This is a genomic window from Cypionkella sp. (assembly GCF_030652235.1).
In the GTDB taxonomy this organism is placed as follows: domain Bacteria; phylum Pseudomonadota; class Alphaproteobacteria; order Rhodobacterales; family Rhodobacteraceae; genus Cypionkella.
This window is the reverse complement of sequence record NZ_JAUSBA010000040.1, coordinates 107,600-132,435: the sequence shown is the minus strand read 5'-3', so window position 1 is coordinate 132,435 and position 24,836 is coordinate 107,600. Positions and strand designations below refer to the sequence as shown.

Sequence of the window (24,836 nt, the reverse complement as noted above, 5' to 3'; positions counted from 1 at the left end):
CCCAAATCACAACCTAAGAGTGCACAAATGCCGCATCATCAGATCGTCGGATCTGCAGTATCAGCCCAAAGTATCAAGCAAATCACTTATTTTGGCGGCAAGTTCCAATGTGACAGCCGCAGCGTAGGGGTCCGCAGTCTGTTGCGTGCTTTCGGCAAATTTGACCATATCGTCCCGTATAGAAATCATCTCGGCGATTAGGATATCGTATTCTGTGACAGTAAAATCAGCGCCGACAGTGTCGACACGCGGGGCAAGAAAAAGGGTATTTCCGGTTGCCATTGTCGGGCTCCTCATCATGATAAATGCAGAGTGGGCGTGGGCCAAACGGCACCAGCGGATTGCGAACAATTTGGAATCGGGAAGGGGCCTGCGCACTAACACAGATCAGTCAGGGGGGCGCATTTTCAAAAAGCGCAGCTGATTGCGTCAAAGCAAAACCGCAGAGGCAAGGCTGCCGACCTCGCGGTGAAAAACGTGCAAATGCAAACCTGGGTCAGTGTTGCGGTGTATGTGCCGTGGTAGATTTTGTCATGGACCGGGACTAAGTGCGGTTCGGTTTTGGTGCAAACCGCAGTGAAGCGCTGGGGCCAGTCCGTTTTCCTCGGGGCTCTGGCGTTTCACGGCACGGGTTCAGCAACCACCCTGTTCACCGCAGCAGTGGGCCTTGGTGATCGAGATAAGCGCGGTCAAAGCCGGAAAGCTCGACCAAAGCTTCATAGTTTTGAAACGCGACCTTACCCTTTTGGAAGCTTAACATCCCTTCTTCGCGCAACTCTCGCAGCACGCGGTTGACATGCACTGCGCTAAGCCCCAGCGCATCCGCCAGCTGATATTGGGAAAGCGGACAGTTATAGCCTTTGCGATCCGCAAGCCCCACCAGTGTCAACCGCGCGCCCAGCTCTAGCAGGAAATGCGCCATGCGTTCGCTTGCATTGCGTCGGCCCAAGCCCACCAAATGCTCGACCACCATCGCCTCATCGCGCGACGCCGCCCAAAGCACGGCTGTGGCCAAACGCGGCGTTTGGCTGAAGGCGTCCAGCAGATCTTGCTCGTTGACCTCCGACGCCTGAACGCGGGTGATCGGTTCGACATTGTGATCAGCGGTGCGGAGCAAAACCGACCGCAGCCCCAAGAAATCGCCTGGAATCTGAAAGTCCACAATCTGGCGGGTGCCGTCTGGTAGCAGCTTGTAAGAACAGGCCCAGCCCGAGGCGACGATATACGCGGCCTGGTCTGCTTGACCCTGATGGATCATGTCGCAACCCGCCGCGAAGCTGCGCCTGCGGCGATACACATCTGACAAAACTGACAAATCGTCGTGCGATAGATCAACGAATGCTGTCAGCTTGCGGGCAAAGGGGCTGTCCAAAATCGACAACCCAGTACCTTGTACCGGCATACATTACCCCTTTGGGTTGCGACTGTGGGCCAAAGGCCCACCAAACGCCATTTCCTGCATTTGCGGGCCTTTGACACTGATGCAGATTAGCATGCTGTGCGATTTAACCGAAAAGATATCCACGGTGTACACAAATGCATGATAGCCCCATAGACTCATTACAGAAAGTTAAACTTGATGTCCGCTGTCCCCGACGTTGCTGGACTTGCCGCCCTTGCAATCTGCGAATCCCTGATGCTTGCGCTGAACGATCGCAAAGTGCTTCCTGAAATTGAAATTATCGGAGTCCTCAAAGATGCCGCCGCGGCGCATGAAAATGTGCCTGAAAGCGCCTTATCACCCGCGACGCATGCGGCGGTTGCAGCGCTGATCAACAAAATCATCGACGGTGGAAACTCGGTGCGCCGCCACTAAAGCGGGCTGTTTTTTGTCTGACGCAAAATCATCACACTTCGCGCCGTTCTTGGCGCGGTTTGTGTTTCAAGGCAAACGCAAACCGCTAGGCTTAGGGCCATGGGGTCAAAACCCCTGTCATCTCAAAATCTGTGAACGCCCGCACAGGGTGTCGATTGCCCCTCAGGATGGAAAACGATCAGCATCCTGCTTCCCATCCCGGCGTTGCAGCCTAACTTGGCGACGCGAAAGGGAGGCTCTTGATGCAATATCGACAGTTTGGCCGCACCGGATGGCAGGTCAGCGAGATCGCCTTTGGCGCGTGGCAGTTGGGCGGCGATTGGGGGGCTGTGGATGATACGGCGTCAATTCGCACCCTGCACCACGCCTTCGAGCGCGGGGTCAATTTCGTCGATACCGCCTATATCTATGGCAACGGCCATTCCGAGACGGTGATCGGCCAAGCGTTGCAACAATGGTCGGGGCACAAGATTTATGTGGCAACCAAGGCGCAGCCCGTCGAATGGCCAAGCCCCGATGACGAGGCCCCGCAGATGCGCGGGCGCTATCCGGCGTGGTATCTGCGCCGCATGGTCGATGATGCCCTGCGTCGGCTGCAACTAGAGCGGATTGACCTGTTTCAACTGCACTCTTGGATGACATCGGGGCTTTATGAACTGGATTGGCTTGAAACCCTGAACGCCCTGCGCATCGAGGGGAAGATCGACCAGATCGGCGTCTCGATCCGCGACTATCGCCCTGCCGATGGGGTTGATCTGGCACGGTTGGGGCTGGTGGCCAGCCAACAAGTTGTGCTGAACCTGTTCGAGCAACGTCCGGCGGCGGACTTGTTTCAGGCGGGCGCGGGCCATCAAGGCTTTATCGCACGGGTGCCGTTGGATTCAGGGTCGCTGGTGGGGCATTGGGACGAGACCACCTATGCCAGCTTCGCCGCAGGCTCGGTTCCCGCGCAGTTGTTCCGAGGCGATCGGTTTGCCGAAACGCTGGCACGCGTGGGGGCCCTGAAGACGCTCTGCGCCCCATATTATCCCACTTTGGCCGAGGCTGCGATGCGCTATGTGCTGTCATGCCCCGAGTTGTCTTGCGTGATTCCGGGCATGTTGAACCCAGAGCAGGTCGATATGAATGTGATCTACAGCGACGGCGCGCCGTTCCCGGCCGCGCTAAAAGCCGCCCTCGCCGCACATGTCTGGCCGCGCAATTTTTACCAGTAATTTCACATTATCCATAGGATGGCCATGACCCGCCAGTTAGAACTGCTGCGCCCCGGCCAGATTGCCGCGGAAATCGCCCGTTGCCCACGGGTTTGGTTGCCGCTGGGGACGATTGAATACCACAGCCAGCATTTGCCGGTGGGTCTGGATGGTTTGCAGGCGCACGGCCTTTGTCTGGATGCCGCCGACATTGCGGGCGGGCTGGTTTATCCGCCGTTGTGGTGGGGCACTGGTGGCGGGCATGGCGATTATCCCTGGACAGTGATGATGCCGGATCAGACCGAGATTGCGGCGCTGCTGCGCCAGACCCTAACCCGGTTGCAGGCTTTTGGCGTGCGGCATGCGGTGCTGTTCACCGGACATTTTGCTGATGAGCAACTGGCGATGATCGCTACTTTGGCCAATGACTGGAATGCGGCGGGTGGGCCGCTTCGGGCGTTGGCGCTAGGGGTCAATGGCAATACGGATGCGCCCTTGCCGCCCGATCACGCGGGGCGGTTTGAAACCACGCTGCTGGCCGCCTATCAGCCGCAAACGGTGGATCTGTCGCAACTGCCGCCCCCGCGCCCGGATGAGGCGGGCGAAGACCCGTATGGCGCGCAACGCCATGCACCCGATCACAGCCTGCACGGCATCTTCGGCCCCGATCCGCGTGGATACATCGCTGGTGAAGCCGCAGGCTTGCGTCACACCATGGCAGCATGGTTGGCAGCCAGTGCTGGCCCACTTTAGCCGCTATTCTAGGGCAATGTCGGGCAGGTTCTCGGGGCCATAAAGCACGAAAGGCACGGTTGACACATACGGCGGGGCCAGTTGCGTGGCCCCGGCAAAATTGAAATGGTTCAGCAGCACGTCGATGGCGAATTGGGCCTGTAACTCGGGACTTTGGTCGATGGTCATCGTCATCAAGCCATCGCGCAGACTTTGGTGGGTAAACGCCGTCAGCTCATGGCCGATAAACACGGGGGGCCGCAGCAAAATCCCTGCGCGGATTGCAGCCACCACGCCGCGATTGCCCGCCCCGACGTTGTAGATCGCAACCGCATCGGGATGCGTCCGAAAGGCGTCTTTCAGCCGTGCTTCAGACCGCACCGCATCGTCGCCACCTTCGACGATCTTTACCACAGCAAATCCCGCGCCTTGGGTGTTCAGATATTCGCTTAGCCCGCGCACACGATCCGCATGCGATTGAAAGCCAAGGTGGTTGCACAGCACAATCACCTCACCCGGTTGCGCCATCCGCGTCAGGAAATACCCAGCCGACCGCCCTGCTTTGGTATGATCGGTGCCGGCATAGGCCAGTCGCGCCGATCCCGGCAGATCAGATATCATCGTCACCACGGGTTTTCCCCGCGCCGCCAGATCGGCAATCGCATTGCGGATCAGCGGATGATCTTGCGCATAAACCACCGCCGCATCGCATGGGGTGCGCAGCAAAGCTTGTGCCACGCTGGTGGCGGATTCGGTGTCAATCGTCGTGCGATGCACAACCACGGTGTGATCCATCCGCTCGGACAGCCGGCGAAACTCGATCCCCATGCGGCGGATCAACGGCAGTTCGGGGCGGGCCAGAATCACATTGATACGCACCATGCGGTGATGGCTGACCGGCAGCATCCGCCTGAGCCCCAAGCTGCGCGCCGCCTGCAAAACCTGCTGGCGCACCTCATCCGAGACATTGCCACGCTCGTTGATCACACGGTCCACGGTAGCGCTGCCAACCCCGGCAAGCTGGGCGACATCGGCCAAAGTGATGCGAGAGGGGCGGTTATTTTCGGTCATAATTCCAACAATTTAGCGATTGAAGGCCAAAAGCGCGCAGCCAGCCTGATGGGTTTCAATCAACTATCCACTGCGACAATATGTCAAGCGGTTCTAGAACAGCCCGAAGCATTTGGCCAAGCGCCGGATGCGGACACGCACCAAAGCACAGTTTAAGACGGTGGGGGATGGATGGACGATCTAAAGTTTGGCAAGCGCAACAAACGCGGGGATTTTTCGCCCAGCACACCGTTGCAGGTGGCCCCGATCATCGTCTGGCCGCCACGGCCGCTGAAATTGCTCGCTTGGTTGCCGCATTACATCTTGCCATGGAATGCGCTGTTCATGGGCTTTGCTGCGGTGATCTGGTTCTATCTGACGCCTTCCAAGGAAACCCTGCAAACCCTGCATTGGACATGGATCGCGTTCATTCTGCTGCGCAATGCAGCGCTTGTGTTCCTGTTCTACGGCGCGTTGGAGTTGCGCCTGTATATCCGTCGCACGCAGGGAAACCGGTTTAAGTTCAACGGGTTGTTCCCGGCGGATAAGAAATCCGACGTGTTCATGTTCAAAAGCCAGAACATCGACAACATCCTGCGCAGCTTTGGCACCGGCGTGCCGATCTGGACCGCCTATGAAGTCGGGATGCTCTATGCTTGGGCGCATGGGTTTGGCCCTTGGACCACCTTCGAGGCGCATCCTTGGGCCCTGATCGCCCTGCTGGCCATCATCCCGCTGTTTCACGAGGCGCATTTCTTCTGCATCCATCGGCTAATCCACACGCCTTTCCTGTATAAATGGGTGCATTCTGTACACCACAACTCGGTCAACCCGTCGCCATGGTCCAGCCTGTCGATGCATCCGGTCGAACACCTGCTGTATTGGTCGGATATCCTGATCCATCTGGTGCTGCCGTCGCATCCGCTGTTGATGCTGTATCATCTGCAAGTCACTGGCACGGGGGCTGTGGTCGGTCACATCGGCTTTGACAAGATCGAGGCAGGCGAGGCCGCGATGGATAGCCACGCTTATGCCCACTATTTGCACCACAAGTATTTTGAGGTGAACTACTCTGACGGCATGGTGCCGTTCGACCAATGGTTCGGCACTTGGCATGACGGCTCGGCAGATGGCGAGGCCCGGATGGAAGCGCGGTTCCAACGCACCCGCGCCAAGGCCAACGCCAAGGTGAACAACGCCAATTCAACGACGGGCCGCTAAAGCCCGCCCCTAAAGGCGCTGCGGGAGGAGGAGAGATCCCCCAGCGCCCTGTCACCCCTAACACCCAATATCCGCCCAAAACGGCGGCAACTCGGAGGAGATGCGACAATGAAATTCCCGAAACTGAACATGAAGACCGTCCTGATGGCAACGGTTCTGGCTTTTGGTGCCCAAGCTGCGCTGGCCGAAGGCGTCAGCATTGCGGTGGTCGGCGGCAAGGCCGACGATCCGTTCTTTGCCAAGGTCAAAAAGGGCATTGATGATGCCACATTGGTGGTGGCGGCCCATGGCGGCACGGTCAACTATCTGATGCTGCAAAACTATGACAACATCGGCGGCGATGCGGCCAATCTGGTGCGCACGGCGATTTCGCAGGGCGCTTCTGTGATTGCGGTGCCAAACTGGGTGCCCGATGCGCAGGATGAGGCGATCAAGGCCGCGATGGATGCGGGCATTCCGGTGCTTCTGTATAATTCGGGTGGCGCGGATAAAGCCAAAGAGTTGGGCGCGATCAATTACATCGGCAACGAAGAATATCCGGCAGGTTTGGCAGCGGGGGCCTATTTCGGCAGCCATGGCTTCAAAAACGTGATCTGTGTCAACACTGTTCCGGGTGCACAGAACCTGGAAGATCGCTGCAAAGGCGTCGCGGACGGCATCGCCAAGGAAGGCGGCGTCTCGACGCAACTGCCGCTGCCAGCCTCCAGCTTTGGCGACCCGACCGCGGTGGCCGAAGCGATCAAGGCAACGCTGATGAAAGACCCCACCATCAATGGCGTGGCCACCATCTCGGCAGCGGATGCCAATTCGGCGGCGACGGGGATCGAACAAGCGGCTCTGACGGGCAAAGTGCAACTTGCGTCCTTCGATATGGACGGCGCGGGGCTGGACCGGATCAAGGCGGGCACGCAGCTGTTCGCTGTCGATCAACAGCCGTGGCTGCAGGGCTTTCTCGCCGTGTCGATGGCGGATGCCTATGTCAGCTTTGGCACTGCCATCGCCACCGCTCCGGTGCTGACCGGTCCGGGCATTGTCGATACCGCCAATGTTGATGCCACCATCGCTGGCGCTGCGGCCGGGTTCCGCTAAGCTTTCAACCGCCGTCCGGCCCTGCCACCATCTGCGGGGCCGGATATCTCAAGCGCCATGATCTGACCCACCCGCGACGCTGCGCGGCAAAGTCTTGGATCTGCATCGACGGGAACCTGTACATGACCAATACCACCACTTCGTTTTCCATCGGTGCCTTGTTGCGCCGCCCCGAGACAGGTTCATTCTTAGGACTTGCTGCCGTTTTCGGTTTTTTCAGCTTCTTTGGCGGCAGCAACTTTGCGTCAATCGGTGGGGCGGCGTCATGGCTGAACGTGGCCGCAGCGCTGGGCATCATCGCCATCCCCATCGGCCTTTTGATGATTGCCGGAGAGTTGGACATTTCCATCGGTTCATTGGTGCCCGCTGGGTCGATGATGGTGGCGATCATTTCGGGGCATTTTCACATGCCGATTCTGCTGGGCATTGGCGCGGCCCTAGCGCTCGGAGCATTCGTTGGCCTGATCAACGGCCTGCTGGTGGTGCGCACCGCCGTTCCCAGCTTTATCGTCACGCTTGGCACGCTGTTTGCGGTGGCTGGCCTCACGCTCGGTCTGTCGGTTCTGGTCACTGGCACCACCTCGGTGGCGCTGAAGGCCGGGCCCGAGGCGAAATGGCTGCTGGGGCGCTTTATCGGTGGCGTGTTCCAAGTCACCATTCTGTGGTGGATCGCGGCGGCGCTGCTTTGGGGTTTCCTGTTGCACTTCACCCGCTTTGGCAACTGGATCTTCGCGATGGGCGGCGACAAGGTTTCCGCCCGCAACGCAGGTATCCCGACCGACCGCATGACGATCTTGCTGTTCATGTGCAGCGGAGCCAGCGCCACCTTTGTTGGCGTAAGCCAAGCCATTCTGTATAACTCGGCCCAAGTGTCTGCGGGGCAATCCTATATCTTCAACTCGATCATCTCGGTTGTGGTCGGTGGCGTGCTGCTGACCGGAGGCTATGGGTCGGTGGTGGGGATCATCCTTGGCACTCTGACCTTCGCGGTGGTCAGCCAAGGCATCTATTACACCCCGTTTGATGCAAATTGGGCCAGCCTGATCATCGGTGTGCTTTTGCTGCTGGCAGTTCTGATGAACAACACTTTCCGCAAGATGGCGTTGTCCTATGCCCCGAAGAAAAAAGGAGCCAAGGCATGACCGCGCCGATCCTCAGCCTGAAAGGCGTCAACAAATCCTTCGGCCCCATCGACGTTCTCCACGACATCAGCCTTGATCTGCGCGCGGGCGAAGTGCTGTGCCTGCTGGGCGATAACGGTGCCGGGAAATCCACAGTGATCCGTCTGTTGTCGGGCGTACATCAACCCAGCAGCGGCAGCATCGAGATGGACGGCGCGCCGGTAAAGTTCAGCAGCCCGCGCGACGCCGCAGATCATGGCATTGCTACGGTTCACCAATTCGGCGGCACTTTTCCGTTGATGTCGATCGGGCGCAGCTTTTTCGTCGGCGTCGAGCCCACCAAAGGCTGGGGCCCGTTCAAAATCTATGACCGCAAAAAAGCTAACGCCATCGCGGTGGATGCTGTGCAGCGCCTTGGCATCACCCGCATCACCGATGGCGACCGTTTGGTGGGCGGGCTTTCTGGCGGCGAGCGGCAATCGCTTGCGATCGCCCGCGCCGTTCACTTTGGCGCGCGGGTGCTGATCCTGGATGAACCCACCGCAGCCTTGGGCGTCAAACAGGCCACCCATGTGCTGCGCATCGTCAATGAGGCCAAACGGCGTGGCTTGGCGGTGATCTTCATCACCCATCAAGTGATGCACGCCATGGCGGTTGGCGATCATTTTGCCGTGCTGATCCGGGGGGCGATTGCCGCCGATTTCCGCAAAGGCGACAAAACCCGCGAAGAAATCACCGACCTGATGGCGGGCGGGGCTTCAATGGCGACACTGGAGGCCGAGATTGAGGGTTATACGACCGCGCAGGGCGGTCAGCCAGCCAAACGCGCCTGAGCCAAGCATTTCCCAGGGTGTTGACTTCTCCCAACACCCCAAACCTGTTCGGGCCGGGGCATGCCTCGGCCCGAACGCTTTACGGATGTTTGGCCGCCGATAGCCCCTCAAACCCAAATCAAAAACGCCCCGGGCCAGACCGGGGCGTTGCATTTGCAGTGCGCAAGGGTCAGAGCAGGAAGTCGCCCGCGCCCAAGTTCAGGTTCCCCGTCAGTTGCACAATCAGATCGGGGTTGCCGTCGCCATCCAGATTGACCGCGATCTGGGTGATCGCATCGGCTCCGACGCCGAACTTCTCGATATGGATGGTGCCTGCGGCATTGCCACCCAAAACCAAGGCAAAGGCCTGATCTCCGGCGGTGGTTGGATCGGCGTCAAGCCCGGTGAAGTCCAGCTTGTCGATGCCAATCTGGAAGTCGGTGATCAGATCAGCCCCGCCCAACTGGTTCAGCGAGTCGGTGGCAGCGTGGAACACAAACACATCCGCGCCACTGCCCCCGGTCAGCACATCCGCCCCGGCATCGCCGATCAGCACGTCATTGCCACTGCCGCCGCCGAGCAGATCGACGCCCGCGCCCCCCTCAACCCGATCATTGTCAAAGCTGCCGTCGATGGTGTCGTTGCCGTCACCGCCTGTCATGGTGTCATTGCCAAGGAAGCCGTTCATCGCGTCGTTGCCGCTGTCCCCCGCCATCACATCATTGCCAAAGCCGCCGTTCATCGCGTCGTTGCCGCTGTCACCGTGCATCTGATCATCGCCAGAATCGCCGTTCAGCCGATCATCGCTGGAACCGCCGCTCATCACATCATTGCCCGAGTCACCATCCAACGTGTCGCTGCCGCTGCCGCCGAAGATCAGGTCATTGCCTGCGCCGCCAAACATCTGGTCCGCATCAAAGCCGCCGTCGATGCTGTCCGCGCCGTCACCGCCCAAAACGGTATCATTGCCAAATCCGCCGAGGATGCTGTCACTGCCGCCCATACCCTCTAGCCGGTTAGCCACCGAACTGCCGGTGATTGTGTCCACATTGCTGGTGCCGATCACATTCTCAAACCCCGAGAAAGTGGTGGTCCCAAAAGTGCCAGTCGCAAGGTTGATCTGATTGTTGCCACCGATCACCTGAAACAGCGTCGACATATTGGTGAAATCCAGCGTGTCGGTGCCCGCGTCGCCAAACAGCGCATCGCCCGAACTGGCCAGCACGGTATCGTTGCCAATGCCCCCGCGCACCAGATCATTGCCCGCGCCGCCGTCCAGCCGATCATCGCCCTCCCCACCGTCAAGGCTGTCATTGCCCAAGCCGCCCGACAGCACATCATTGCCGCTGCCGCCGGACATGCTGTCGTTGCCCGCATCGCCCGCCAGAATGTCATGGTCAGTGCCGCCATCCATCCGGTCATTGCCGCTGCCGCCGCTCATCGCGTCACGACCCGAGCCGCCAAACATCTGGTCATTGCCAGCCCCCCCGGACACCGTGTCATTGTCGGACCCTGCGTCGAGCAGGTCATTGTCGTTGCCGCCATCAAGGCTGTCACGCCCGCTGCCGCCAAAGATACTGTCATTGCCCGCACCGCCGAAAACGCTGTCATTGCCGCTTAAGCCCTGCAACTGATTGGCCAGGCTGTTGCCCACCAAACGATCGGCAAAGCCTGAGCCATTCACATTTTCGATGCTGATCAAACGGTCGCCCTGCGCGAAACCACCACTTTGCACCGTGCGATTGAGATCAACATTTACCGCCGCGGTCGAGCTGCTGTAGGTCGCGGTGTCATTATCCGCACCACCGTTCAGCGTGTCATTGCCCAGCCCGCCAAACAGCGTGTCATTGCCATCATCGCCGTTCAGGTTGTCATTGCCCGAGACGCCCAAAACAGCCTCGTCGTGCAGCACGTCATTGCCCTCGCCGCCCGACAGGGTGTCGTCGCCAACGTAGGAAAATAGCGTGTCATTGCCGGTCAGCCCGGAAATCACATCGTTCAAGACGCCCAAAGTGCCATCGGTGACTTCCGAGTCGTTGCCAAGGGTGCCGGATTTGCCAAAAAGGGATGCCATTTCAATCTCCATCAAAACTGTGCGACGCGGCGTGATTGCCGTCGTAAGGCTTGAATGCCATGCGGCGGGGCGGACGGCTGTTCCCTGCGGAACAGGGGTTTTGTGTGCAGGCTCTTGCGTGAAACCGAAGCACAGGCGAAGTTTGCCAAAAGCCACGGAGCCCGGATGAGCCCTGCACCGTCCCCACGCGAAAAACCAAGCTTCTGGCGGTCATTCCCGCTGTTTCAGGATTTGCCCGATGCGGTGCTGGCGGATATTGGGGCCAGTGCAACCCCGCAGCGCTGGGCCGCGGGCGCGGCGATCTTTCAGCGTGGCGATGCGGGCGAATGGTTGCTGGCGCTGAAATCGGGCCGGGTGCGGCTGTCGCTGATCACCCAAGCTGGCCGCGAACTGACCCTGCGCCATGCCGAAGCGGGCGATACTTTGGGCGAATTGGCGCTGTTCGATCAAGATCCCCGCTCGGCAGATGCCACCGCGGTGCTGGACACCACAGGCTATGTCCTCGCCCGCCGAAGTTACGAGGCGCTCGCCTGCAAGCACCCCGCCCTGACCATGGGCGTGGCCCGCTACCTTAGCCGCCGCTTGCGCGAGACGACCGATCAGTTGGAATCCATCGCGCTTTACCCGCTCGAAGCCCGTGCCGCGCGGTTCCTGCTGTTCACCTTGCGCCAGTTGAACGGACTTGATCTGCCCCGCCGCGCCACGCTGCGGCTAGAGATCAGCCAGACCGAGCTTGCCACCGTGCTGGGCGCCAGTCGCCCAAAGGTCAACCGCGCGCTTCTGGCTTTGGCCGAGGCGGGTGCATGGGTCAAAGGGCCAGAGGGCTGGGATTGCGACATTCCCGCCCTGCAAGCCTTGGCCGAACCCGATGCAGATTGAGCGTGCCGCCCTGCGCGTAGGTTTTGCGGCGCTGCTGGTGGCGGGTGCTGTGGCTTTGGCCATGCCCGACCGCCTGCGTGATCTGCGCGAGGCCGCCTTGGATGCGGGCCTTGCCGCGACAGCCACAGCGCCTACAGGTCAGGTGCAAGTGATCGAGATCACGGCACAAGATTTAGCCCAACTTGGCCGCTGGCCGTGGCCACGCATAAGGCTGGCGCGGGTGGTGGATCAGATCGCTGCCCAAAGCCCCGCCGTTCTGGGCCTTGATCTGGTGCTGTCTGGCCCCGATCCGGCTGGGCCGCTGGCCTTGTCCGATGTGCCGGGCGGTACGGCCCTGACCGATGGCGATGCCGCGCTGCAAACCGCATTGTCGCGCGTGCCAACGGTGCTCGCCGCCGCTTTGTCCGACCAAGCTGGCCGCGTGCCACCGTTGGCCCCACTGCTGTCATCTGGCCAGCCCGTGCCGACACAGCCATGGTTTGCCAACGGCCTAGAAGCCTCGACCCTGACTGCCGCGGGCCTTGGCGTCAGCGCCCTGCGCGGTGAGGCACAGGGCAGGGTCCGCCGCGTGCCCCTGCTGGTGCTGGCAGATCAATCCCCCGCCCCCGGATTTGCCGCCGAAGGGGTGCGACTGGCCCAAGGCGCAAGCGCGCTGCGCATCGGGCAAGGCAACTTAAGCCTTGGTGCGATTGTCCTGCCTCTCGGCACCCAAGCCGATCTGCGCCTCCGCCCGACCGATCCCGCCAAATGGAGCAATCGCACCATCAGTTTGGCGCAGGCCTTGTCGCAAGACCACGATTTTTCCGCAAAAATCGTCTTGCTGGGCCTTAGCGCGCCGCAGGCGGCCTCGTTGCGCCCAACGGCTGTGACCCCGCTTGCGCCTTCAGTGCAAATCCAAGCCGATGCGATTGAAACCATGCTTTCGGGCCACCTGCTGCTGCGCCCGGCTTGGGCGGCATGGGCCGAGATTGCGGCAGCTGCGGCGATGGCCCTGTTGGCGCTTTGGATCGCCGCGCGCGGCTCTGCCACCAAAGCCTTGGCCGTGACGCTGGGTTTGCCCACGCTTTGGGCTGTCGCCACCACCGCGCTGTGGCTGCGTGCGGGCCTTGCACTCGACCCGGTCAACCCCGCGCTGCTGCCGCTCGCCACGGGACTCATCGCCACCACCGCCGCGATGCTGGCGGCGCGGCGTCATGCCCAAGTCCTGCGGCGGCGGTTTGAGCGTCACCTCTCGCCCGCCGTCGTGGCACGCATTGCTGCCCAACCGGGCCTGTCCCGCCTGCCCGGTGAGGCGCGTGAAATCACCGCTTTGTTCACCGACATCGCGGGTTTCTCGCCCTATGCCGACGCGCTGTCGCCCACCGATCTGATTGCCATCCTCGACCGCTATTTCGCCGGGCTGACCCTGATCGTCCACGCCCATGGCGGCATGGTGGACAAGTTTGTCGGCGATGCCGCGCATGTGCTGTTCAACGCCCCCTTCGATCTGCCCGACCACTGCGCCCGCGCCGTGCAGGCCGGGCAAGCGCTGCAAGCCTACGGCGTTGCATTCGCTGCTGATCCGCAGAACCAAGGCCTTGGCGTCACCCGCGTCGGGATGGAATGTGGCGTGCTGGTGGTCGGTGATGTCGGTGCGGGCGAAAAGCTGGATTACACCGCGCACGGTCGCGCGATGAACATCGCCGCACGGCTAGAGCAAGCGGGCAAAAACCTTGGCGTCACGCTTTTGGCGGGGCCAGCTTTATACGCGGCACTTCCCGCGCTGCCATGGCACAGCATGGGCGAGGTCGAGTTGCGCGGCTTTGGCAAGGTGGCGGCCTATACACTGCCGCCCACCAGCTAAGCCCCCACCAAAGCCATCGCGGCCGCAATCCGCGCCTGCTTCCAAGCTGCTGGCTGCGACGGAGCGTCGCCCGGTGCCGCAATATCGCTGCCAAACCCCGGCAAAAGTGCCACCGCCACCCCGCCGCCCGACAGGTGCACTTCGCCGCGCTCCACAAACACACCGAACTTGCCCTTGCTTGGCCCCGCAAAAAACCGCGTTCCACGCACCGCAATCAGGCCAAACGCGGTGCTCAGTTGCACCGGCGTTTTCGGCGCACCTTCCGCGCGGTCAAACAGCATGGCGCCTGCGCCCAGCACCAATTCGCCCCCCGCCTCGGCGGTGAATTGGTCGATGGTCAGCGTGGTCTGTGGCCCCATCAAAATACGCGTGGTGCCCGCCAGCAGCATCGCCAGCCGCGACTCTGCCCCGGTGCCAATCTTATCGCCCAGAAACACCACCGCCTGCGCCACAAGATCGCGCGCGGGCGACCCCGCCGCCCAAGCCTTGCCCTCGGTGGTTTCCACCACGCCAACATCACTGGCTGCCCAGATCGGCCGCGGCAACATCACAACAGACGCCGTTAGCATCGCCTGCCGACGGCTAAACTCGATCCGGGGGGGCATCGCATACCTCCTGTCAATAATGCCGACCAGACTAGCCGATTTTTGCCACTCAAGCCAGCGCTTCGGCCCGCGCCGCTGTAATCCGCGCCCAAGCCAGATCAGCAAATTCCGGTTTTGCAGGCGCCAACATATTCTGCGCCAAAAACCAACACGGGTATGTCTCATGATAATACTTCGCCGGTGACAGCAGGGCACAATGTAGCGCCTGCACCAGCAGCTCCGGGCGTTTGGCCCCCGATACGCCCGCCCTGGCTTGCCCAAAAGGCTTGAACCAAAGGCATCCGCCGCATCCGCCGCATCTGCCCCGGAGCAGCGGGGTCGTGGTATTTATTCGGCACGCCGTTTTCCACCAACAGGCGCGCGCAATAGGCGATGCGATCCGCATCCAGCGTCACGCCTAGGCCGGGCCCCTTCGGCAAAGCGACGTGGTTGTTCTTCGGGCTGAATGGCCCTTCCGCGATCACATCATGCGGCTGCTGGCGCAGCAAAGATTGGTTCGGCTCGCGGATATGCGGATGGGCGGCGCAGGCGTGCAGATAGGCGGCGGTTTCCAGTCCCGATCCGCCAGAATAGCACCAGAAATCAATGCCAGCCCCCGTGCAGGCCGACACAAACCGCAGCATCGCCGAAAATCCGCCGCTCCAGCCCCGCCATATCCAGCGGATCATGGCCCACCAAAGCCTCGGCCATCCGCGCGATGATCGCGGCAGAGCCATGGCTGGGGGCTTCGGCAATGCCGACCAGACCATCCGAGGTTTCCACCTCGACAATCGTCTTGGTAAAGCCAGCCAGCGCGCCATAAGACCAAAGGTAAGGTGCCTCCAGCGGGATCAGCACGGGCGTGGCGCGGATGGCTTTGATCTGCATGGCGGCTGCTTGGTTGCGGCCAGCGTGGCAAGGATCGCGCGGCCTGTCCGATGCGATTGCGACAGACGAAGTCGCCGCTTGCCACTTTGCGGCGTGATGCGGGGCGGCTATGCTGCGCCCATGATCCGCGCTTTGCCCCTGCTTATCGGCCTCTGCCTCGCCACCCCAGCGGCGGCGGAATTTGCCGTCTGCAATCAAAGTTTCGATGTGGTCAACGTCGCCATCGGCCAAGACGTTGAGGGCGCGTTTCAGACCGAAGGTTGGTGGACCATCGGCCCAAACCAATGCGCCAATGTGATCAAGGAAGAACTGACCAGCCGCTACATCTACCTTTATGCGCAAGACGTATTCGGCCAGCCAATCCTGAACGGCACGACGCAGATGTGCGTCTCACCGCGCAAGTTTTCAATCCGGGGGATTTCGGAATGTTGGTCGCGCGGCGATATTTCGGCGGGGTTTATCGAGGTTGATACGCTGAAAACCCAAAGGTGGACGTTGTTTTTGGCGGCAACGCAGTAGCGGCTTTCTGCGGCTTGGCCTGCGGCCTCACCCCGAAGCTATTTGAGCACAGAGGATGATAAATTCAGACAAGTTTCCGGGGTTTTGAGCCGCTAGCCAGTTCGATTGCGCTGCGCTAGGTTTGGCGTAGTTCATCTACGCGATTTCAGCTTATTCCAGCAAGGTTGGCATGGAAATCGACCCCCGGTTCAAAGCGGCGCGCGACCGATCTGCGCAGCGGCGCAGCAATGCCGCCGCTGTGCGCGCAGTGCTATGGATCGCGGGGCTGGTGGCGGTTTGTGGCGTGGCGGTGGCGTTGTATCTTGGCGGTGTCGTGACGGTCGGCACGCCGGAAAATCCGGTGGATGTGGCCGATGATACCGCGCCTGCCGCCTATGTCTCGGCCTTTGTCGATCTTGCGGGCGATCCGATGGTGCTGCGCTTTGACACCGGGGCTGCGCAGAAAACCAAGCTGCTGCTGCGACCGATAGATATTCCAGCAGATCGCGCCGGGGATGAGCTGTCTTTGCTAAGGGATGATCTGATCACCGGCGAAGAAAAATTGATCACCACTCTGCCCTCCAGCCGCGAGGACTTCGCCTATTTCCAAGCTCAACGCAGCGCTCCTACCGCCATACCGAAGGCCCAGGTGCCATCCGAACAGCCGGCCGAAACCATTGTCGTCGCCGATGGCGATGCCAGCTGGGGCGAAAACATGGATGGCACCACCACGCCGGAAACCTATGTCAAAACCCGGATCGAGAACACCACCAGCGTAAATTTCATCCTGCCGGAAGCGCAACGCAAGCTGCCCTATCAGGACACTTTTCTGCGGCTGAAAGACACCACCGATCTGGCTGGCCTGATGACCGCGAACGGCATGGACGCCGCTGCCGGCAAACGCTTTGCGGATGCCGCAGCGCTGTTGGTGCCCGAATTTGGCAGCTTGGGGCCGGGGAAAATTCTGGCCATGCGGGCGGCAAACCGTTCGGGTGTGATGGTGCCGGTGCAGGCTTCGCTTTACACCAAAACCGATTATTTCGGCTCGGTCGCGCTGAATGATGCGGGCAATGTGGTGACCTCTGCCGATCCGTGGGTGGAAGAAGATCTGTTCAGCTTTGCCGGTGATCAGGTGGCGGCGGATGTGGATACCAGCCGCAAATACCGGATGCTGGATGCGTTCTATTCGGCGGCCATCCGCAACGGCGTGCCCTCGGCTGTGGTGGCCGAAACCATTGTGATGATGAGTCAAGCCTTTGACATGGATAGCTTCGCCGCCCCCGGCGACAAGATGACCCTGCTCTATTCGCGCGATGCAGGCCGCGGCGGCTTTGGCCCCGGTCAGGTGCTTTATGCTGCCATCAAGGGCGAGGGCAAGCTGCTGGAATGTCATGTCTACAAGCCCGCAGGCAAAGAGGATTACACCTGCTTTGGTCCCGGCACCAGCGGCGGTGGCGGGGCTGCGGGCGGGGGTGTGTCATTGCGCGCGGGCTTTGTCACCCCCGCTAAAGGCGTTTTGACCTCACGCTTCGGCCCCCGGATGCACCCGATCCTCAAGGTGCTAAAGCTGCACAAAGGCACCGATTGGGCCGCCCCCGTCGGCACCCCGGTGGTCGCGGCCTTTGGCGGCACCATTCTTGCGGCGGGCGATGGTGGCACCTATGGCAACCTGATCAAGATCACGCACCCCGGCAATCTGGAAACCCGCTATGCGCATCTAAGCGCCTTTGCCGATGGCATCAAGGCGGGCATGGCCGTAAGCGCAGGCCAGTTGATCGGCTATATCGGCACCACCGGGCAATCAACCGGACCGCATCTGCATTTTGAGCTTTATGAGAGGGGCGTGGCCGAGGATCCGCTGGTCGGCGGGATGACTGTGGTGGCGGATGGTGGCGGCTCGGCGGTGGAAGTGCTGGTCGATCAGATCATCCGCGTCGAATCGGGCGGCCGCGCCGATGCCGCCAATCCACTGTCCAGCGCCGTGGGTCTGGGGCAATTCATCGAAAGCACATGGCTGCGGATGATGCAGCAATACCGCCCCGATCTGGCCAGCACGATGGACCGCGCCAGCCTTCTGGCGCTGCGCACCGATCCCACCATCAGCCGCGATATGGTCACCGCCTTGGCGCGCGAAGGCGAAAGCTATCTGCGCGCGCGCGGCCATGACATCACCGCCGGGCGGCTATATCTGTGCCATTTCCTGGGGGCCGAAGGCGCGAATATGGTGCTAAGCGCGCAGGATGATCAACTTGTCGCCGATGTGATGGGGGCAGGGGTGGTCAAGGCCAACCCGTTCCTTGCGGGCCGCACGATTGCCTATGTCAAGGAATGGGCCGAGTTGAAGATGAGCCGCAAGGGGGGTGCCAGCCTGCCCGCCGTCGCCGCCACCCCGCCCGAGGTTCTGGCCTATCAGAAGATCATCGCGGGGTTATTGGGCACGCCAATTTAGGCGGGATGGGTGTGATCTAACACGGCGCAATCCGCGCTTGATCCGTTTCCCAGCTGGGAGACGCTTGTGGTTTTGACTGATTTCGGGGTGATCTTCCCCAAGATGTTGTGGGTATGCGCGATGGAGCGCCGTCTGGGGTTTGGCTTTGTGAACATCCATTTCGCGGTATCTTGGCTTAAATCGGCCCGCACGGCCGGGTTTTTACGGAAACCAAGACGCCAGCCCTTTCAAAGGCTGGCGCTGGGGAGACACAACATGTTGTGGTCACGCTATCAAACCATACAAGTCATTCCCCGCGGGGAAGAACAGTCGGCAGGTAGGCTGCGTGCTTGAACGCAGCGCTGCTCAGCCAAATTCATAGCCGATCTTGCCATCTTTCATCACGATTTCCACGGTTTTCATCTCGGTCTGCGACACCATGCGCGACAGAACCTCACGGCTCAGGTCCGGCAAAATCGTGTTGGTGATGATGTTGTCAACCATGCGGCCACCCGAATCCGGGTCTTTGCACTGATCAACGATATAGGCCATCACCTCGGGCGAAACCGTCATCACCGCGCCATGGTTTTCCTTCATCCGCCGCACGATGGCTTTCAGCTTCAGCTTCACGATCCCGGCCAGAACATCGGCAGACAGCGGGAAATACGGGATCGTCACGATGCGGCCCAGCAGGGCAGGCGGGAACACGCGGGTCAGATGGGGCTTCATCGCCTCGGTCAGATCTTCAACCGCAGGTTTGGTTTCGCCCTTTTCGGCCATATCCATGATCACTTCGGTGCCGACATTGCTGGTCAGCAGGATCAGCGTGTTCTTGAAGTTGATCGACCGCCCCGAGCCATCTTCCATGATGCCCTTGTCGAACACCTGAAAGAACAGCTCGTGCACATCAGAATGTGCCTTTTCGATCTCATCCAGCAGCACCACCGAATGCGGTTTGCGCCGCACCGCTTCTGTCAGCCGCCCACCTTCGCCGTAACCGACATAGCCGGGGGGCGCGCCTTTCAGCAGGGAAACAGTATGCGCCTCTTGGAATTCGCTCATGTTGATGGTGATGATATTCTGCTCGCCGCCATAAACCGCCTCTGCCAAAGCCAGCGCGGTTTCGGTTTTACCAACCCCCGAAGGCCCGCAGAGCATGAACACCCCAATCGGCTTGTTCGGGTTTGACAGTTTGGCAGAGGATGTCTCTATCCGCTTAGCGATCATCTCTAGCCCGTGATCCTGCCCGATCACCCGTTCCTTCAGCCGATCGCCCAGCGTCAGGATCATCTGCAATTCGTCCGAAACCATCCGCCCGGCGGGAATCCCGGTCCAATCCGAGATGATCGAGGCCACCGATTGCTCGTCAACGTGGCTATACACCATCCGATCATCCGGCTTGGTTTCTTCTAGCCCGGTCATCTTGCCCGCAAGCTGGCCGCGCAGCGTCGCGGTATCGGCGCCGTCTTCGGTCAATGACGCGCGCAGGGCCAAAATCTCATCGACCATCGCCTTTTCGCCACTATACATCGCCTCGGTGACGGCTAATTCGCCTTCGGCCACCGCTTGTTCGGCCTGTGCTTCCTGAATGCGGTCCTCGTTCACTTCGCCCAGATCGCGCTGCGATTCCTTGGCGGCGATTTCTGACACCAAAGCCTGAATTTTCACCCGCAGATCTTGCACCTTGGCGGGTGTGGTCGATTGGCTGATCGCCACCCGCGCGCAGGCGGTATCCAGCAAAGACACCGCCTTGTCGGGCAGCTGCCGCGACGGGATATAGCGCGCCGAAAGGTTCACCGCGGCCACCACAGCCTCGTCGGAAATCCGCACGCCATGGTGCTTTTCCATCGGGGCCAAGATACCGCGCAGCATGTAGCAGGCGCGCTCAATCGAGGGCTCGTCAATGGTGATCGGCTGGAAACGCCGGGTCATCGCCGGGTCTTTCTCGAAGTATTTCGCATATTCCATCCAAGTCGTAGCCCCCACGGTGCGCAGCGTGCCGCGCGCCAAAGCCGGCTTCAAAAGGTTCGCCGCATCGCCCGTGCCAGCCGCCCCGCCCGCGCCCATAAGCGTGTGGATTTCATCAATAAACAGGATGATCGGCACCGGGCTGCCCTGCACCTCGTCAATCACCGAGCGCAGGCGCTGCTCAAATTCGCCCTTCATGCTGGCCCCGGCCTGCATCAGCCCCAAATCCAACATGTAAAGCTTGTTGCCCTGCAATTTCGGCGGCACATCGCCCGCAGCCAAGCGCTGCGCAAAGCCTTCCACCACGGCGGTTTTACCCACCCCAGCCTCTCCGGTTAGGATCGGGTTGTTCTGGCGGCGGCGCAGCAGAATGTCGATGATCTGGCGGATTTCCTCATCGCGGCCCACAATCGGGTCCATCTTGCCGCTGGCCGCAACGGCAGTCATATCCACCGCAAACCGGTCCAGCGCCGTGGTCCCCGTGGCCGCCCCCGCCGCCGCAGCCCCGGCCTGCGCCCGGCCAATGCCGGTGCCGTCCATCGGGCGCATGTCTTCTTCGTCGCTGTCCTTCCACGCCCCCCGCGCCTCATTCACCAAAGTATCGGGGTTGATCTCGCCGAACACCTTCGACATCTGCACCAGCTTGGCGCGCGCCTCTTTATCCTTCAGCGCGGCCACCAGAATATGCCCGGTTCTGATCTGCGCTTCACCAAACAACAGCGTGGCATAGCGCCAGCCGTGATCCATCACCGTGGTCATTGATTCCGAAACAGAGGGCATTTCGGTCGCATTTTTACGGAAACTGTCGATCACCGCAGCCAGATCACGCTCCAGCTTGGCGCGGTCCAGTTTGAAATGGTTCAGCGTGGCCGAGATATCCGATTTCGGGTTTTGCACAATATGGAACAGCCAATGCGACAGTTCCACATTGCGGTTGCCCTCATTTTTCGCGTGGCGCAAAGATTGCAAAAACGCGTCATACCCCACCCGGTTCAGCTTTCCGGCGACGGTCTCAAGGCTAATATCGGCCATGGTGTTTCCCTTCAAATCAGTTTTCAAATGTCAGGCTGTGTGAAGTCAGGCGGGGCGGCGATCCGAGGCGAAAACCGCATCGGATCGGTAGGTTCCGGGCGGGGCGGCAGGCGGTGCGATCCACCCCGTCCACCCCAAAGCGCCGCTTTTGCCCAAGGCGACACCCTTGATCTGATCGGCTGGCAGGGATGGTGCGATCTCTACCTCTGTCTCATGCCCCAGATAGCTGAACAGCAGTTCGGTCAGCCGTTGAAAGCTAGAGCCACCGGGCAGAAAGCTTTGATACTGCGGCAGGCTTTCGGTTTTCACCGCGACGCGAATTTTTTCATTCACCGATTGCACCCGTGAGCCCAGCCGACAATCGCGGCCCAGTCCCGAATTCGCAGCCCCCAGTCGGGTCAAATCCAAAGGTTCAAACCCCAGCCAGACGGGCACGTTTTCTTCAATCTCTACGCTTACGCCGCACAGGCTTTCCAAAATCTGCCGCAAGCGTACCGGGCTTTTCACCCGCGCCATCGCAATGCCGACCAAGGGCAGCCGCGCCATATCCGGCAGCGTGCCACGGCCTTGCAACGACGGAGAGGCCAGCCCAACCGCAGCGCCAACATAGCCTTGAAACCGATCATCGCCGGGGTGATCATACTGGGTGATGCCGCGTGCGTCCGACCATGCCCGGAAGAACAACTGCTGAAAGCGGTTGGTGAACAGGTCGGCAAGGCGGACAAACGCCTCGTCTTTGAACATATACCACTGGTACACTTCTGACGTGGTGTTCATCGGCAAAGCGCCCTGCGGACCGAAATAGCCGAGGAAATTCGACCGAATCCGCAGCTTTCCATCCGTATTTTCCGTCACTTGGCTGACGTTGCGGTCGGGGAAGGCCTGAAACGGTTCTTGCCCCAGCCGCACGATTTCCTCGCGCAGGTTGGCGTTGCGCCCTATCCTTGGCCGCTCTGGCTGACCGCGTTCCACCTCACGCAGCAGCGCCAGAAAGCCAAATGCGGCGGGGTCAGCTTTCAGGTCATCCCGGCGCGGGCTCATAGCAGCGGTCCCTGCCCGGTGCGCGGCGGGAAAGTTTTGATCATGCCGCGTTGGTCAGAGGTCAGCACCAGTTGGGTAAAGCTGTTGATGCTGGCATATTCGGCGAAAAACCGATCCAACACCGCGCCCAGCAAAAACACCCCCGAGCCTTCAAACGCCCGCTCATCAAACCGCAATGTCACTTCGGTGCCGCGCGCCGCGTGATAGCCGCCTGCGCGCTGGATGGTGCGGGTGACGGGGCGGCTGGTGACCGCCTTTAACCCCTGCAACTGCCGCTCGGTGATCTGGCCCGAGACATCCGCGAACAGGGTCAAAAGTTCGCGCAACGCCGCTGCCTCATCCCGGCTGCCCCGGTTATCTAAGCCCAGAAAATTCAGCGACAGAAACGAAATCAGCCGCCAATGCACCGGGCCTGCCTTGGCACGATGCGGCGCACTTTCGTCCAGTTGCAGCACCGATTCGCGCGGATTGGTCGGCCCGGCGATACAGCGCAGCGGGATCGCGGTGTCGTCGTTCAGCCGGAAATCCGCGCCACCTTGGGCAATCGGCAGGTATTGCGGCAAGTGGCGATTCGAACACAGCAGCTTGATCTGCAACCGCTTCACCCGCTCGGCGCTGTCCAAGTGGCCCGGTTCATAGATCGAGATGAAACTTTCGGTTCCAGTATAGCCCTGCACCTGCCCAAAGCGCTTTTCCTTGGCGGTCAGGCGGCGCGGGCGCTGTTTGGCGGTGTAATACAACGCCTCACGCGGGGCCATCACATCGGCGGGCATCCCATACAAAGGATGCACCGGGATTTTGGTTTTCACCCCGGCGTAATAGGCGAAAACCTCAGTAATCCGATGCACTTCGTAATGTGAGGCGGGACTGGAATCAGCGCTGACAAGGTAGTCGTGCCGCAGGGTGTCAAGTTTCACCTGCGCGCAGTTTTCCTCAAACAGGTTGATCGCAGGGGCGGCGAACAGGCGGAAATTCTCAGCCATAATCCGGGCGGGCAGGCTGGGGCGCACCGCGTTCATCTCGATCATCAGATCAAAACCCGCCGCCGGGATGCGCGGTAACACTTTGCGCAGACCTTGCAGGCGAAAGCCCAAGAACTTTTGCGGAAACAGAAAAAACTCGCGCAGCAGCGTAAAGCCGCGGAACACGCGGGTGTCTTCGGGGAAGATCGCCTCGGTATCTTCAAAGCCGATTTGATCCAGCCAACCCGGTTCCAGCCGCAGAAATACCGGGTCCCCGCGCGCATCAAGATAGCGGATGGTGGCGCGGGTGGTGTTGGTGAAAAGATGTTCATAAACTGCGATCTGCTCGCCCAGATCACCTGTCAGGTAAATTGGCAGAGTGTCTGCCTGAATGGCGGCGACAGGCTTGCCGGGCTTATCCTTTTGGGCGACGGACTCGGGGCGCAGGAACGACAGGATTACCCCCCCCGCCGTATCCGCGCCCACATCCAGCCCCAACGCCTGAAAGCCGGTCGGGCCAGAGACAAACCGCGCCGTGGTCAGCCGCAGCGGCCAAAGCGTCAATGGTGCAGACAGCCGAAAACGACAGGAAATCCGCTGATCCCGGTCGACATAACGGGCATCCAGATAGGCGCCGGCAGGAAAATTCTTGCCCTTCTCCAGCTCATCCTCGGCATAGTTTGGATCGGCTTGCGCAAGGATAGCCGAGGGCGTCGGGGCCATGAAATTCGGTAGCAACTGGTCGAGCAACTCGCCGGTAAACGTCTCAAACTCGGTGTCCAGCTTGAGCTGCACCCGCGCAGCCATAAACGCCGCACCTTCCAACAGACCAGCCACAGCCGGATCAAGGTTGTCTTGCGTCAGCCCACCCAAACGCTCGGCAATGCCGGGGAAATCCTCGGCAAACTCTTTCGCGCCCTCATACAGCAGGGCCAACTCACGGTTATACGCCTCCAGGAACGCCCGGTTCATCCGCGCACCACAAGGTTCGACAACGCGACTTTGCCGGCCCCGGTGTCGATCTCGGCGACAAACTCTAAAGGCACATCCACTGGGCGTGCGGCCATCTCGGCGGTGATGTCAAAGGCGATGCGCTGGGCGGCGTCGGCTTCGGGGCGGCGCATTTTCACCACCAAGGTTTCGGCGATCAACCGCGGCTCATGCGCCAACAACGCGTCGCGCAGATCGCGGGCGACCTGGGCATGGCGGTGATCATCCACCGTAAGCCGGGACATATCGGGGATACCGTAGTTCAAAATCGACTTCTTTACATAATCGAGGCCATGCAACGGGACAGTGGCCTCCAGATGCACCGTGGCCATCAGGTTGCCCAGATCAATCGCCAGATGATCGCGCAGGGTTGCCTGCCCCGCCCCTTCGCGCCGCTCAATGCTGCGGGCTGACAGCACCCGGCCATCGGCATCAGTCAGCACATCATCGCGGGCCGAAGCATCCCGCTCGCGTGCGGCTTGGCGGAACACGTTCATCAAAGAGACTTGGAAAATGCCGTCACGCTCTGCCATAGGCCGACTTTCTTAAGATCAGGTCGCCTGAGAGCGGTGATAGGTCAAGCGCTGATCAAAGGGAAAGGCCGGGCAAGCGCGC

Annotated in this window: 22 protein-coding genes; 11 read left to right on the top strand and 11 right to left on the bottom strand. The window is 60.8% G+C overall.

Annotation, left to right across the window (positions count from 1 at the left end):
• Nucleotides 1-60: 60 nt before the first annotated feature.
• Together Q7V03_RS13710 and Q7V03_RS13705 are read right to left on the bottom strand one after the other, a co-directional pair.
• Complete coding sequence (locus Q7V03_RS13710; RefSeq protein WP_304926154.1) at nucleotides 61-282, bottom strand: hypothetical protein; 222 nt, start codon at nucleotides 280-282, stop codon at nucleotides 61-63.
• Nucleotides 283-649: 367 nt separating this feature from the next.
• Nucleotides 650-1,402: a Crp/Fnr family transcriptional regulator gene (locus Q7V03_RS13705; RefSeq protein ID WP_304926153.1), complete on the bottom strand. Its 753-nt coding sequence runs from the start codon at nucleotides 1,400-1,402 to the stop codon at nucleotides 650-652.
• Nucleotides 1,403-1,579: 177 nt separating this feature from the next.
• Between Q7V03_RS13705 and Q7V03_RS13700 the strand changes: the two genes are divergently transcribed.
• From Q7V03_RS13700 to Q7V03_RS13690, 3 genes are all read left to right on the top strand, one after another.
• Nucleotides 1,580-1,816: a hypothetical protein gene (locus Q7V03_RS13700; protein WP_304926152.1), complete on the top strand. Its 237-nt coding sequence runs from the start codon at nucleotides 1,580-1,582 to the stop codon at nucleotides 1,814-1,816.
• Nucleotides 1,817-2,058: 242 nt separating this feature from the next.
• The gene (locus Q7V03_RS13695) at nucleotides 2,059-3,030 is read left to right on the top strand and encodes an aldo/keto reductase (protein ID WP_304926151.1); all 972 of its coding nucleotides are present in this window, start codon (nucleotides 2,059-2,061) and stop codon (nucleotides 3,028-3,030) included.
• A gap of 24 nt (nucleotides 3,031-3,054) precedes the next feature.
• Complete coding sequence (locus Q7V03_RS13690) at nucleotides 3,055-3,762, top strand: creatininase family protein (protein ID WP_304926150.1); 708 nt, start codon at nucleotides 3,055-3,057, stop codon at nucleotides 3,760-3,762.
• Between the two features lie 3 nt (nucleotides 3,763-3,765).
• Here Q7V03_RS13690 and Q7V03_RS13685 read toward each other — a convergent pair whose 3' ends face one another.
• The gene (locus Q7V03_RS13685; protein ID WP_304926149.1) at nucleotides 3,766-4,812 is read right to left on the bottom strand and encodes a LacI family DNA-binding transcriptional regulator; all 1,047 of its coding nucleotides are present in this window, start codon (nucleotides 4,810-4,812) and stop codon (nucleotides 3,766-3,768) included.
• Between the two features lie 171 nt (nucleotides 4,813-4,983).
• Here Q7V03_RS13685 and Q7V03_RS13680 point away from each other — a divergent pair, with 171 nt between their 5' ends.
• The 4 genes from Q7V03_RS13680 (at nucleotide 4,984) to Q7V03_RS13665 (ending at nucleotide 9,055) form a co-directional block, all read left to right on the top strand.
• Complete coding sequence (locus tag Q7V03_RS13680) at nucleotides 4,984-6,012, top strand: sterol desaturase family protein (RefSeq protein WP_304926148.1); 1,029 nt, start codon at nucleotides 4,984-4,986, stop codon at nucleotides 6,010-6,012.
• Between the two features lie 108 nt (nucleotides 6,013-6,120).
• Nucleotides 6,121-7,101: a sugar ABC transporter substrate-binding protein gene (locus Q7V03_RS13675; protein ID WP_304926147.1), complete on the top strand. Its 981-nt coding sequence runs from the start codon at nucleotides 6,121-6,123 to the stop codon at nucleotides 7,099-7,101.
• 122 nt (nucleotides 7,102-7,223) lie between these two features.
• Nucleotides 7,224-8,243, top strand: coding sequence for an ABC transporter permease (locus Q7V03_RS13670; RefSeq protein WP_304926146.1), 1,020 nt, complete (start codon nucleotides 7,224-7,226; stop codon nucleotides 8,241-8,243).
• Nucleotides 8,240-9,055: an ATP-binding cassette domain-containing protein gene (locus tag Q7V03_RS13665; RefSeq protein ID WP_304926145.1), complete on the top strand. Its 816-nt coding sequence runs from the start codon at nucleotides 8,240-8,242 to the stop codon at nucleotides 9,053-9,055. Before Q7V03_RS13670 ends, Q7V03_RS13665 begins: the two co-directional genes overlap by 4 nt.
• 169 nt (nucleotides 9,056-9,224) lie before the next feature.
• Here Q7V03_RS13665 and Q7V03_RS13660 read toward each other — a convergent pair whose 3' ends face one another.
• The gene (locus tag Q7V03_RS13660; RefSeq protein WP_304926144.1) at nucleotides 9,225-11,108 is read right to left on the bottom strand and encodes a calcium-binding protein; all 1,884 of its coding nucleotides are present in this window, start codon (nucleotides 11,106-11,108) and stop codon (nucleotides 9,225-9,227) included.
• 165 nt (nucleotides 11,109-11,273) lie between these two features.
• Here Q7V03_RS13660 and Q7V03_RS13655 point away from each other — a divergent pair, with 165 nt between their 5' ends.
• Both Q7V03_RS13655 and Q7V03_RS13650 read left to right on the top strand, forming a co-directional pair.
• The gene (locus tag Q7V03_RS13655; protein WP_304926143.1) at nucleotides 11,274-11,987 is read left to right on the top strand and encodes a Crp/Fnr family transcriptional regulator; all 714 of its coding nucleotides are present in this window, start codon (nucleotides 11,274-11,276) and stop codon (nucleotides 11,985-11,987) included.
• Nucleotides 11,977-13,830, top strand: a complete 1,854-nt coding sequence (locus tag Q7V03_RS13650) for a CHASE2 domain-containing protein (protein ID WP_304926142.1) — start codon at nucleotides 11,977-11,979, stop codon at nucleotides 13,828-13,830. The genes Q7V03_RS13655 and Q7V03_RS13650 overlap by 11 nt, the downstream gene beginning before the upstream one ends.
• Here Q7V03_RS13650 and Q7V03_RS13645 read toward each other — a convergent pair.
• The 3 genes from Q7V03_RS13645 to Q7V03_RS13635 all read right to left on the bottom strand — a co-directional run bounded on the left by Q7V03_RS13645 (nucleotide 13,827) and on the right by Q7V03_RS13635 (nucleotide 15,302).
• Nucleotides 13,827-14,435 (bottom strand): FecR family protein, encoded by a 609-nt coding sequence (locus Q7V03_RS13645; RefSeq protein WP_304926141.1) that lies wholly within the window; start codon nucleotides 14,433-14,435, stop codon nucleotides 13,827-13,829. The two genes, Q7V03_RS13650 and Q7V03_RS13645, sit on opposite strands and share 4 nt — an antisense overlap.
• Before the next feature lie 161 nt (nucleotides 14,436-14,596).
• Nucleotides 14,597-15,058, bottom strand: a complete 462-nt coding sequence (locus tag Q7V03_RS13640) for an enolase C-terminal domain-like protein (protein ID WP_304926140.1) — start codon at nucleotides 15,056-15,058, stop codon at nucleotides 14,597-14,599.
• Complete coding sequence (locus tag Q7V03_RS13635) at nucleotides 15,018-15,302, bottom strand: hypothetical protein (protein WP_304926139.1); 285 nt, start codon at nucleotides 15,300-15,302, stop codon at nucleotides 15,018-15,020. Before Q7V03_RS13635 ends, Q7V03_RS13640 begins: the two co-directional genes overlap by 41 nt.
• Before the next feature lie 120 nt (nucleotides 15,303-15,422).
• On the opposite strand from Q7V03_RS13635, the gene Q7V03_RS13630 reads away from it, so the two are divergent.
• Both Q7V03_RS13630 and Q7V03_RS13625 read left to right on the top strand, forming a co-directional pair.
• The gene (locus tag Q7V03_RS13630; RefSeq protein ID WP_304926138.1) at nucleotides 15,423-15,821 is read left to right on the top strand and encodes a DUF1036 domain-containing protein; all 399 of its coding nucleotides are present in this window, start codon (nucleotides 15,423-15,425) and stop codon (nucleotides 15,819-15,821) included.
• Between the two features lie 169 nt (nucleotides 15,822-15,990).
• Complete coding sequence (locus tag Q7V03_RS13625) at nucleotides 15,991-18,249, top strand: M23 family metallopeptidase (RefSeq protein WP_304926137.1); 2,259 nt, start codon at nucleotides 15,991-15,993, stop codon at nucleotides 18,247-18,249.
• A gap of 345 nt (nucleotides 18,250-18,594) precedes the next feature.
• Here Q7V03_RS13625 and tssH read toward each other — a convergent pair whose 3' ends face one another.
• From tssH to tssE, 4 genes are read right to left on the bottom strand one after another with little or no spacing between them, the layout of a single operon-like run.
• Nucleotides 18,595-21,228 carry a type VI secretion system ATPase TssH gene (gene tssH / locus Q7V03_RS13620; protein WP_304926136.1) on the bottom strand — a complete coding sequence of 878 codons (2,634 nt, stop codon included), beginning with the start codon at nucleotides 21,226-21,228 and terminating at the stop codon, nucleotides 18,595-18,597.
• A 45-nt stretch (nucleotides 21,229-21,273) separates the two neighbouring features.
• Nucleotides 21,274-22,269: a type VI secretion system baseplate subunit TssG gene (gene tssG / locus Q7V03_RS13615; protein ID WP_304926135.1), complete on the bottom strand. Its 996-nt coding sequence runs from the start codon at nucleotides 22,267-22,269 to the stop codon at nucleotides 21,274-21,276.
• Nucleotides 22,266-24,203: a type VI secretion system baseplate subunit TssF gene (gene tssF, locus Q7V03_RS13610; protein ID WP_304926134.1), complete on the bottom strand. Its 1,938-nt coding sequence runs from the start codon at nucleotides 24,201-24,203 to the stop codon at nucleotides 22,266-22,268. The genes tssG and tssF overlap by 4 nt, the downstream gene beginning before the upstream one ends.
• Nucleotides 24,200-24,754 carry a type VI secretion system baseplate subunit TssE gene (tssE, locus tag Q7V03_RS13605; protein ID WP_304926133.1) on the bottom strand — a complete coding sequence of 185 codons (555 nt, stop codon included), beginning with the start codon at nucleotides 24,752-24,754 and terminating at the stop codon, nucleotides 24,200-24,202. Before tssE ends, tssF begins: the two co-directional genes overlap by 4 nt.
• Between the last annotated feature and the right edge of the window lie 82 nt (nucleotides 24,755-24,836).

Coding starts and splice junctions, on each gene's coding strand:
- Q7V03_RS13680 (WP_304926148.1), top strand. CDS start 4,984: ATGGACGATCTAAAGTTTGGCAAGCGCAACAAACGCGGGGATTTTTCG.
- Q7V03_RS13670 (WP_304926146.1), top strand. CDS start 7,224: ATGACCAATACCACCACTTCGTTTTCCATCGGTGCCTTGTTGCGCCGC.
- Q7V03_RS13625 (WP_304926137.1), top strand. CDS start 15,991: ATGGAAATCGACCCCCGGTTCAAAGCGGCGCGCGACCGATCTGCGCAG.
- tssE (WP_304926133.1), bottom strand. CDS start 24,754: ATGGCAGAGCGTGACGGCATTTTCCAAGTCTCTTTGATGAACGTGTTC.
- Q7V03_RS13700 (WP_304926152.1), top strand. CDS start 1,580: ATGTCCGCTGTCCCCGACGTTGCTGGACTTGCCGCCCTTGCAATCTGC.
- Q7V03_RS13690 (WP_304926150.1), top strand. CDS start 3,055: ATGACCCGCCAGTTAGAACTGCTGCGCCCCGGCCAGATTGCCGCGGAA.
- Q7V03_RS13685 (WP_304926149.1), bottom strand. CDS start 4,812: ATGACCGAAAATAACCGCCCCTCTCGCATCACTTTGGCCGATGTCGCC.
- tssG (WP_304926135.1), bottom strand. CDS start 22,269: ATGAGCCCGCGCCGGGATGACCTGAAAGCTGACCCCGCCGCATTTGGC.
- Q7V03_RS13675 (WP_304926147.1), top strand. CDS start 6,121: ATGAAATTCCCGAAACTGAACATGAAGACCGTCCTGATGGCAACGGTT.
- Q7V03_RS13645 (WP_304926141.1), bottom strand. CDS start 14,435: ATGCCCCCCCGGATCGAGTTTAGCCGTCGGCAGGCGATGCTAACGGCG.
- tssF (WP_304926134.1), bottom strand. CDS start 24,203: ATGAACCGGGCGTTCCTGGAGGCGTATAACCGTGAGTTGGCCCTGCTG.
- Q7V03_RS13635 (WP_304926139.1), bottom strand. CDS start 15,302: ATGCAGATCAAAGCCATCCGCGCCACGCCCGTGCTGATCCCGCTGGAG.
- Q7V03_RS13710 (WP_304926154.1), bottom strand. CDS start 282: ATGGCAACCGGAAATACCCTTTTTCTTGCCCCGCGTGTCGACACTGTC.
- Q7V03_RS13630 (WP_304926138.1), top strand. CDS start 15,423: ATGATCCGCGCTTTGCCCCTGCTTATCGGCCTCTGCCTCGCCACCCCA.
- tssH (WP_304926136.1), bottom strand. CDS start 21,228: ATGGCCGATATTAGCCTTGAGACCGTCGCCGGAAAGCTGAACCGGGTG.
- Q7V03_RS13705 (WP_304926153.1), bottom strand. CDS start 1,402: ATGCCGGTACAAGGTACTGGGTTGTCGATTTTGGACAGCCCCTTTGCC.
- Q7V03_RS13665 (WP_304926145.1), top strand. CDS start 8,240: ATGACCGCGCCGATCCTCAGCCTGAAAGGCGTCAACAAATCCTTCGGC.
- Q7V03_RS13655 (WP_304926143.1), top strand. CDS start 11,274: ATGAGCCCTGCACCGTCCCCACGCGAAAAACCAAGCTTCTGGCGGTCA.
- Q7V03_RS13695 (WP_304926151.1), top strand. CDS start 2,059: ATGCAATATCGACAGTTTGGCCGCACCGGATGGCAGGTCAGCGAGATC.
- Q7V03_RS13660 (WP_304926144.1), bottom strand. CDS start 11,108: ATGGCATCCCTTTTTGGCAAATCCGGCACCCTTGGCAACGACTCGGAA.
- Q7V03_RS13640 (WP_304926140.1), bottom strand. CDS start 15,058: ATGCTGCGGTTTGTGTCGGCCTGCACGGGGGCTGGCATTGATTTCTGG.
- Q7V03_RS13650 (WP_304926142.1), top strand. CDS start 11,977: ATGCAGATTGAGCGTGCCGCCCTGCGCGTAGGTTTTGCGGCGCTGCTG.